Below are 9,495 nucleotides of genomic sequence, written 5' to 3'. Positions count from 1 at the left end.
CGATGGCTGAGGTCTCCGCGTCGGACGCGCCTACCGAAGGCACGAAATATGGGAGCGGCTCAAGCACCGGTGCGCCCGACTACCCACACGGAACGAGAAGGGACCGCAAGGCAAGATAAGATACTGCCTTTGGATAGATGATGCAGATCGAGAGCGCGCGATGTCTATACCCGCTGTTGCTGCCAGAGTGCGCGATGTCGAAGAATATCGAAGAACAACAAAAGACAAGAGCGCCAACTCTCTCGTAGATCGCCCGCACCAGTTTCGCGAGATGAAAACTTCCACCAATCACACAGTCATCGTCCCGGGGCTTTCTTCTGAGCGAAGAGAATACGTTCCAGCTGCGCTATTGCCCGCGTCAACGGTAGTTTCGCTTACTGCTTTTTCAATTCTTGATGCGGCTACTTGGAATATTGCGATATTGTGCTCCAAGCTACACTATGTTTGGAATTTTACCTTTGGGGGAAAGATGAAAAGTGATGTTCGATATTCGAACTCGCTTTGCTGGAACACCTTCCCCGTCCCGAAGCTCACCGAGGCCGACAAGGCCAACCTTACCCGCTGTGCCGAGGACATCCTGCTCGCCCGCGAAGCGCATTTCCCCGCCACCATCGCCGAGCTCTATGACCCCGAGAAGATGCCCGACGACCTCCGCGCCGCCCATGACCGCAACGACGAAACCCTCGAACGCATCTACATCGGCCGCCGCTTCCGCAACGACACCGAACGACTCGAAAAGCTCTTCGACATGTACACCAAGATGACCGCGAAGAAGGAGAAGGCGTCATGATGACCCCGGAGGACTCGATCAACGCAAACCCACCGAATGTCTGGATCACCTACTTCGATGGGTTCGATCCGGGAACCTGGGGCTTTACCGGCTTCACGCAGGAATCGACAAGGACGAGTTTCGTCAAGCGGAGCGAACCGGGCGTGCTGGTGGTCATTGCGGGCTCGAGCCGAGCGGAGCCGGCAGAACGCCAGCGCGTCATCGGGCTGCTGCAATGCTCACATGAGTTGGGCCGGGATCGGGATTACATGCCAAGCGCGGCCTTCGCCGACAAGGAAGGAGCGGAGCGATCCGCCGGGAAATGGAGTCACGCCGTCCGCGTCGTTCGTGCATGGCTAATTCTTCCGCACAACCGACCGTTGATTGAGGACTTCGCATCGGAGACCTACACGCCCGGACGCGCCCAGGTGATCGGGGCACAGGGAATGCCACTGACCGCCGATGAGGCTCGTGGGATTCTTTCCCTCGACCTCGAGGAAGTCGACGTCTTCAATCAGCCCCCGGTGGATGGAACGCGCGGTCCTGCGGAGGAGGCTCTCCGGCCAAGCCGCCCGGGGCCCACGTCACAATCGCCGACAGAGCACAAGGAGGCCGAGGGTCCGTGCCACGTTTACGTCCTGACCCTGTCCGGCAAGCCTGGCATCTTCCTCAACGATCCGAGTGCCCGCGGCAAGATCGTCAAGGTCGGCTTCTCCAAAGCACCTGAAGACCGGCGAGAGGCCCACAACAGGCACATCCCGGTAGGCCCGTTCCAGTGGAATGTCCTGAAATCCACCGAAGCCGAAGGGCGATCGGCGTTTCTTGGCTCCATCCAAGGAAAGGCTGCCGAAGCGGCCATGATCGCGGTGCTGGACCGAGACGGGCGGTCTCTCGGGCGCGAGTTCTTCCTCTCAGAAGACGGCGTAATCGAGGAAGCATGGAAGGCCGCTCTAAAGGCAGGGGACGAAGCATGATTGATCACGTGAAGAGTGCCCCATCCGTCTCGGTTCAATATGCTGCGACTGGCGCGTCGAAGAAGTCTAACGAGCTCGGCATGCGCGCCATGCAAGAGCGCGCCTACCAGAAGCGCGGCGAGCAATATCTGCTGATCAAGTCGCCCCCGGCGTCAGGCAAGTCCCGGGCGCTGATGTTCATCGCCCTCGACAAGCTCGAGAACCAAGGGCTGCGGCAGGCGATAATCGTGGTGCCCGAGCGATCCATCGGAGCGTCGTTCAAGGACACTCCCCTGTCGAAATACGGGTTCTGGGCAGACTGGACCGTCGCGCCGCAGTGGAATCTGTGCAACGCGCCCGGCGCCGACGACCCCAAAGTTGCCAAGGGCAAGGTGGCATCGGTCAAAGCCTTCCTGGCATCGGGCGACCGCGTGCTGGTCTGCACACATGCCACGTTCCGGTTCGCCGTCGACGACATTGGCGTCGAGGCCTTCGATGACCGCCTGATTGCGGTGGACGAGTTCCACCACGTCAGCGCCAACCCGGACAACCGCTTGGGTGTCCATCTGCGTGACTTCATGGTCCGCGACAAGACACACATCGTTGCGATGACGGGAAGCTACTTCAGGGGCGACGCCGTGGCTGTCCTGATGCCGGAAGACGAGTCGCGCTTTGAGTCTGTGACATACACCTACTACGAGCAACTGAACGGCTATGATCACCTCAAATCCCTGGACATCGGATATTACTTTTATGCCGGACGTTATATCGACGCAATTTCTGAGGTGATGGACCCTGCAAAAAAGACCATCGTCCACATCCCCAACGTGAACGCACGTGAGAGCCTCGGTGACAAAATCAAGGAAGCCGAAGACATAATGCAGGCACTCGGCACCTGGAAGGGCGCGGATTCAGCAACAGGTTTCCAGCTGATCGAGCGTTCTGACGGCACAATATTGAAGATTGCCGACCTTGTGGACGACGACGGTGCACGCCGGGACCGGGTGATTGGATCCCTGAAGGATCCGACGCATTCAGACGATCGTGATCATGTCGACATCATCATCGCCTTGGGGATGGCCAAGGAAGGTTTCGACTGGATCTGGTGCGAACATGCGCTGACAGTCGGATATCGATCCTCTCTGACAGAAATCGTGCAGATCATCGGCCGAGCTACCCGCGATGCGCCGGGCAAGACCAGTACTCGTTTCACCAACCTCATCGCCGAACCGGACGCATCGGATGAGGCAGTCAATGAAGCCGTGAACGATACGCTCAAAGCCATTGCAGCGAGCCTGTTGATGGAACAAGTGCTGGCCCCGAAATTCACATTCACGCCCAAAAATACAGGCCCGAAGGACGGCTTTGACTATGGAGAGAAAGGATACAAAGAAGGCGAGACAAATGTCGGCTTCAGTGAAGGCACCGGCCAATTCCACATGGAAATTGGTGGTCTCGTAGCACCGAAGAGTGCCGAGGCGAAGCGCATTTGCGAGCAAGACATCAACGAAGTTCTTGCGGCCTTTGTGCAAGATCGTCAGACCGTCGAACGCGGGGTTTTCGATGACGAGACCCCGGCTGAGGAATTAACGCAGGTCAAGATGGGGCAGATCATCGCGCGACGGTATCCGGACGAAAGTGACGATGACCGCGAAGCGATCCGGCAACATGCAGTTGCCGCAATGGCGATGACGCAGAAGGGGAAGGAAAAGGCGACTGCGCATGACCCTGATGATCAACCAAAGTCAAATACCGCCTTTGTTGACGGCGTAAGAGCTTTTGTCACAGACGTGAAGGATTTGGAAATTGACCTCATCGATCGGATCAATCCTTTCCAGACCGCGCGCGCCATCTTGGCCAAGTCGATGGACGAGGCAAGGCTCAGGGATGTGGCCGCGATAATTTCGAAAAAGCGCATCAATTTGACCCATGAAGAGGCCCGGATGCTGGCCCAGCGTGCGGTGCGTTTCAAGAAAGAGCGCGGCGTCTTGCCGTCGCTGACATCAAATGATCCATGGGAGCGGCAGATGGCAGAAGGTGTAGCCTATCTGCAAAGAAAGGCGGTCTCGGATGGCTGACAGAACTGATCTGGATATTCTTGCCGAGCTTGGTGTCGAACCGATCGCCAAGGCGAAAACGGCCACATCGCCGCGAGAGGCGCGGATCATCGCGGGATTTGAGGATATTCAGAAATTTGTGGCGCAACACGGCCGCGCGCCTCGACATGGACCCGATCGTGATATTTTCGAGAGGCTTTATGCGGTTCGGCTGGACCGGTTGCGTGATCAACCGGAGTGCGTGGCGCTTCTGTCAGATGTTGATCACGACGACCTTCTCGTCGCCCCGATGAACGAACCCACATCAGATGTGGAGATGGACGATGACGCCCTTCTGGCTGCCCTGGGTGTTGAAGCGGACGAGGGCGGTTTGACAGAGTTGAAACATGTGAGATCGCTGGCAGACCGTCGCGTGGCAGAGGAAATCGCTGTTCGCCAGCCCTGCGCCGATTTTGAAACCTACAGGCCGCTTTTCGGCGCAATCAGTAAAGATATCGCTGACGGCACGCGTGAGACCCGTCGGTTCGAGCGCAAGTCAGAAATCGAACAGGGCCGGTTTTTCATCGTTGACGGCCTGATGGCCTATGTCGCAGAAGCCGGCGAGGTATTTCTGAACGAGTCCGGAAACCGCGACAGCCGGTTGCGCGTGATCTACGACAACGGAACAGAGAACAATCTTCTGGCACGATCCCTCCAGAAAGCACTGACAAAGGATCCGGCCGGGCGACGCATCACCGAGACCGGAGCAGGACCTCTTTTCGACGAAGTCCCCGAAGTTGAAGGCACCGAGACTGGCATCATCTATGTTTTGCGGAGCCTGTCACAGCACCCGGAGGTCGCAAAGAACCGGGAGATCATTCACAAAATCGGAGTTACAGGTGGCCAGGTCGAAAGACGCTTTGCCAACGCTGAAAATGATCCAACGTTTCTGATGGCCGCGGTAGAGGACGTGGCTACCTTTCGATTGATCGATATTGATCGGACGGCGCTCGAAAACCTTCTTCACAGATTCTTTGCCCCAGCACGGCTCGACATTACGATCCGTGATCGTTTCGATAAGCCTATCCGTCCGCGAGAATGGTTTGTCGTTCCGTTGGACGTCATTCATGATGCCGTTTCCAAAATTCAAGATGGAACATTGCATCTCTTCGAGTATCGACCTGATCAAGCCGCAATCATCAAGAGGTAATCAGCCGGAAATCACTGTTGCCAGCTTTGCTTCCAAAATCAGGTGCTATCTCGATTGGAGGAGGTGAAGGGCAGATCATGTGTTTCTGAACTGTCTGACGTTATGTCGCTTTTCTGTGCTGTGGTGGATTGGTCATCGAGTGCGTCCAGACCCAGAAATTCACGATCTCTTTTCGCACGAATCTGAGCATGGATGCGCTCCAGGCTTTGCTCTCGCTGTCGCTCTGACAATGTAGACACCCCTGCGAGATATGCAGCACCATAAAGGATTTTTCGGCGAGCATCGTCTTTTCGTTCTTGCTTCGTGGACTGTGCCTTCAAATCGCGCAGCCTTTGCCGATGTTGCTCTATCTTCTTCTCGATGTCATCAATTTTTTGATCGATGTTGGCCATGCTCTTTCCTCCGTCTGGTGCATATCGAAGTGTGGAAATGGGTCCTTGCTATCGGTCTCGCATCGCATGTTCGAATGATCGATGAAGCCTGCTGCGGGTGCATCTGGACCCGCAGCCTGAAAGGCAAAGGGCGCAATTACGCAAACTTCGTTTGCAGCGCGCCTGCCGCGGGCTTTCCTTGTGCGAAGATCCCGCCGGGGCCTGATCTTCCTATGCATGATACATCCTGCGAGCCATTGTCCTCTTCTCATACTTTCCCGATCAGATGGCCGGTCCGCCGTCGCTGCTGCCGCATACGCCGCCCGGACCGAGATGACGGACGAGAGGACAGGCAAAACCTACAGCTACAGCAACCTGCCGGGATTGCTTGCTGAAGGATTTGCCAACTGGCATTCCGATGCGGCAACACTGTGGAATCGAGCAGAGTCGAGCGAAACACGATGCAATTCACGTGTGGCACGGGAACTTCGCCCTGCACTGCCCGCCGAGCTGCCGCTCGACGAACAGCGCAAGCTTGTCCATTCATTCTCGTGTTGGCTTAAGGATGAGTACAGCGTCGCTGTACATTATGTCATCCACGCTCCGAGCTTTCACAAGAAGAAGAATGGAAAGGAACTTTGGCGCAACCAGAATACCGAAGAAGGGAAGCAAGTATACACCGAAGCGTTGCGCGACCCAGATCGGACCAATCTGAATTTTCACGCCCACATACGTTTCACGACAAGGACAGTGGATCCGCACGGTGTCTTTGGTAACAAGACCCGCGAACTCGACAATGTAAAAACCGGGCCGGAACAAGTTCTGATCATTCGAGCCGAATGGGAACGGCGTACGAACGCTGCGCTCACAAAAATCGGATCGACTTCACGCATCGATCTGCGCTCGTACGAAGCAATGGCGGCGGTCGGAGATGCGCCAGCGGGTCTCACCGCACAGGAGCATCTGGGTCCCCGCAAGACGGCGCGTTCTCGCAAAGCCAAAGCCACAACTATCGACGGCGATACGACGATGGCCGGGATTTTTCGCGATTTTGCCCGCGATCGCAACGAAGAAATTTGGGCGTCATGGCACCAAATCCGGGCGCTTGAACGAGAGAAGGCTCGCCTTGAGGGCATATCGGCGGAGATCGCTGCCAGCCGAGAGTCTGAGCGCAAGGCGAGGGCAAAAGCGGAAAAGAAGAAATTCACGGCGGCATGCTCGGTGGAGGAGAGGCAGACGGTGATCGAAAATGCATCAACCGTCGATATGCTGAATTCCAGCGGCGGGATCTCTGCGGCAATTGCATGGGCACAAAGTGGTCAGGATGCTCCACACGACCATCCAGAATTTGACAACAACATCGACCCTGAGGGATTTATATCTCCCGACACGAAATTGGCGCCAGACAATCCGTTCCGCGTAAAAAATCAAAGTCAAAGGGAGATAGGCCCACGGTCGCGAGGTTCTTGAGTGGGATGCTCCTCAATAAGGTGCGCGACGATCCGGTATGCAGACGGTTCATGACAGTCCCGGGTGTTGGTCCGGTTGTTGCACTGACCTACCGAGCATCGGTTGATCAGCCGCACCGCTTTGTGCATTCCCGGGATCTCGGCGCGCATGCCGGTCTGACGCCAAAGCGATACCAGTCCGGCGAGATCGACTATGACGGCGGTATCTCCAAATGCGGTGACGCCATGCTGCGGCCCATGCTCTATGAGGCGGCACAATCGATGCTCACCCATTCCAAGAAATGGTCATGGCTCAAGGCCTGGGCCATGTGGGTTGCACAGCGACGTGGCATGCGGCGCGCGACTGTTGCACTTGCGAGGCGCATTGCCGTCATTCTCCACCGCATGTGGATCGATGGCACCGACTTCCGCTGGAGCAACAGCGCCGCCAAGATGGTCTAACAAACAGACTCTGATCCCGGGATCTGCCTCGGCAGAATGATGTCCTCACGGGGACGACGGGTGGCGTGAGTTCGCAATGGCTGCAGATCCTGCTGCGCTTGCAGTAAGGGCGCCCGAAAGATTGAGCCACGCCATCCTTCTTACCCCATCATGACGCGGCCACACGCCGACCTCAAAGAGAAGCACGAGCCCCGTGGCGGCACATCGACAAGGCAGATCAATAACGCAAAGGAATACAACATGACATGACCACCCTCTCTTGACATAGGCCGCGATAGAGAAGCGGCCATTCGGCTTCAATCGAGAATTATCTTTCCGGTTATCGAGAGGAACACTCGGATTGGCCTGATCTTCAGCCGCGTGCCACCTGTGCGCATGCACTGATCGAATACTTTGCCACTGCCGATGATCTGAAATCGTCGACGCAACTCAGTAAAGCAATCGATCCGGGAATTCCCGGTTCAGTCGGTTGCGCAGACTCGTTGCGCCGCACGGATTTGAAAGCTACGGTCAGTAGGCGAACATTAAGAGTCGAGTCAATGTTCGTGCTGGCAATCTGCACTCCGGCTGCTTCGCGGCGTCGGCCATGGCAACCAATACACCGCGAGACGTCGTATGCGTAATGAACCGGCCCTCAGGATCGCACTGGTCTACGCGGGTCTCAGCTTGGCCTACATATTCCTGTCGGATTGGCTGGTCGAGCATCTTTTCGCGAACAGCAGCGCCGGAGTGATCCAGACGATAAAGGGCGCTGTCTTTGTGTCTCTCTCGGCACTTGTCATCTATCTGCTGATCAGGGCCGAACTAAGAAAGCAGGCGTGGCTGCGCGAAGTCGCCACGCGGACACAGCGACTTGAAGCCATCGGCCAATTTGCAACGGTAATGGCGCATGACTTCAACAACATGCTGATGGTCGTGATGGGTTCTATGGAGTTGAGCGAGGACACTCTCCCGCAGGAGCATCCTGCGCGTAAACATCTCGCCAACGCCATGATCGCGGCCGAAAAGGCCGGCGGATTGACGCAGCGCATGCTCGTCTTTTCCCGGCAGGGCCATTTGCGCTCTAAGCCTGTGGACGTCAACCAGATCGCACGGGAACTGACCCCGTTGCTGAACCTGGCCGCGGGCGAGAATATCTCGCTGTGCTGTAACCTGTCCGAGGGATTGCCCGCAGTGATGGCTGAGCCCGGCAAGTTTGACAACATCCTGTTGAACCTGATCGTCAATGCGCGCGACGCCATGCCAAAAGGCGGGGATGTCGTGCTGGAAACAGCGTCCGAACGGGTAGAGTCCCAGCTATCCGAAGACCATTGGACCGTACCGCCAGGCGACTACGTTACTGTTTCGGTGCGGGATACGGGCCACGGCATATCGAAACATAACATGAAAAAGGTACTGGAGCCGTTCTTCACCACGAAACCGGTGGGCAAGGGGACCGGTCTCGGCCTGACCACACTGCACGATAGCATGCAGGCATGGCAAAGCCATCTGATGATCACAAGCGCCGACGGACTGGGCACGACCGTCAAGATGTATCTGACGCCAGCCAGCCACGAGGACCCGGCAAGCCTCATGGAGAAAAGGTCCGACAGGACGGCCAGCAGCAAGGGTGAGACCATACTGCTGGTTGAGAACGCGGCCGACGTGCGCTCTACAGTAACCGACCAGTTGAAGAGTCTTGGATACCAGGTCCGAAGTGCAGCCAGTGTACCCGAGGCTCAGGAGGTCCTCCAGGAAGGGCCCAAGGTCGACCTGCTACTCAGCGACATCATGTTGGATCGCGACAAGACAGGTGTGGCGTTGGCCAAATTGGCGCGATCCGCAGACAAGACGCTCAAGATTGTCCTGATGTCCGGGCATGCGGACCCAGTCCTGACTGCCGAAATGACCAATTTTGCTGAACTGGGCTGGTTGGCGAAACCGTTCGGCAGGTCCGCCCTGAACCGCGAACTTCGGAAATTGCTGGACTGAACGTGCAGTCCGCTGACTGCAATCTTTCGGTGCCTGCTTCAGCGATTTTTCCCCCGGGTGCACGGTTTTTTGCGGNCTTCGGAAATTGCTGGACTGAACGTGCAGTCCGCTGACTGCAATCTTTCGGTGCCTGCTTCAGCGATTTTTCCCCCGGGTGCACGGTTTTTTGCGGCAGTGATCCGGACCAATGCGGGGCTCGACGGAGTGCGCCCATCACGCTGGCGACGGCAGGCCTGCCGCGCCGCGGCAGCGCCACGCTGGTCGAGATCGACGAG

At 57.0% G+C, this 9,495-nt stretch carries 7 protein-coding genes and 1 pseudogene; 7 read left to right on the top strand and 1 reads right to left on the bottom strand.

What is annotated here, in order from left to right; genetic code table 11:
- The first annotated feature begins 46 nt into the window (after window positions 1–46).
- From V8352_RS09630 to V8352_RS09615, 4 genes are read left to right on the top strand one after another with little or no spacing between them, the layout of a single operon-like run.
- Window positions 47–790, top strand: coding sequence for a type IIL restriction-modification enzyme MmeI (locus V8352_RS09630; protein ID WP_336424072.1), 744 nt, complete (start codon window positions 47–49; stop codon window positions 788–790).
- The gene (locus tag V8352_RS09625) at window positions 787–1,743 is read left to right on the top strand and encodes a hypothetical protein (RefSeq protein WP_336424067.1); all 957 of its coding nucleotides are present in this window, start codon (window positions 787–789) and stop codon (window positions 1,741–1,743) included. The genes V8352_RS09630 and V8352_RS09625 overlap by 4 nt, the downstream gene beginning before the upstream one ends.
- Complete coding sequence (locus V8352_RS09620) at window positions 1,740–3,800, top strand: DEAD/DEAH box helicase (RefSeq protein ID WP_336424066.1); 2,061 nt, start codon at window positions 1,740–1,742, stop codon at window positions 3,798–3,800. The genes V8352_RS09625 and V8352_RS09620 overlap by 4 nt, the downstream gene beginning before the upstream one ends.
- Window positions 3,793–4,968 carry a GIY-YIG nuclease family protein gene (locus V8352_RS09615; RefSeq protein ID WP_336424065.1) on the top strand — a complete coding sequence of 392 codons (1,176 nt, stop codon included), beginning with the start codon at window positions 3,793–3,795 and terminating at the stop codon, window positions 4,966–4,968. Before V8352_RS09620 ends, V8352_RS09615 begins: the two co-directional genes overlap by 8 nt.
- 38 nt (window positions 4,969–5,006) lie before the next feature.
- Here the strand turns inward: V8352_RS09615 and V8352_RS09610 are convergent, their stop codons facing one another.
- Entirely contained in the window at window positions 5,007–5,360 is a 354-nt protein-coding gene (locus V8352_RS09610; protein ID WP_336424064.1) for a hypothetical protein, read from the bottom strand.
- A 216-nt stretch (window positions 5,361–5,576) separates the two neighbouring features.
- On the opposite strand from V8352_RS09610, the gene V8352_RS09605 reads away from it, so the two are divergent.
- The 3 genes and pseudogenes from V8352_RS09605 (at window position 5,577) to V8352_RS09595 (ending at window position 9,220) form a co-directional block, all read left to right on the top strand.
- Complete coding sequence (locus V8352_RS09605) at window positions 5,577–6,809, top strand: MobA/MobL family protein (RefSeq protein ID WP_336424063.1); 1,233 nt, start codon at window positions 5,577–5,579, stop codon at window positions 6,807–6,809.
- Window positions 6,810–6,820: 11 nt separating this feature from the next.
- A pseudogene (locus tag V8352_RS09600) lies at window positions 6,821–7,249 on the top strand (transposase); the annotation flags it as partial.
- 615 nt (window positions 7,250–7,864) lie between these two features.
- Window positions 7,865–9,220 (top strand): ATP-binding protein, encoded by a 1,356-nt coding sequence (locus V8352_RS09595; RefSeq protein WP_336424062.1) that lies wholly within the window; start codon window positions 7,865–7,867, stop codon window positions 9,218–9,220.
- Window positions 9,221–9,495: the final 275 nt, after the last annotated feature.

It is taken from the genome of Roseovarius sp. D0-M9, from assembly GCF_037083805.1.
Taxonomy (GTDB): domain Bacteria; phylum Pseudomonadota; class Alphaproteobacteria; order Rhodobacterales; family Rhodobacteraceae; genus Roseovarius.
The sequence above is the reverse complement of the archived record's forward strand: the minus strand, read 5'-3'. Positions and strand labels throughout refer to the sequence as shown.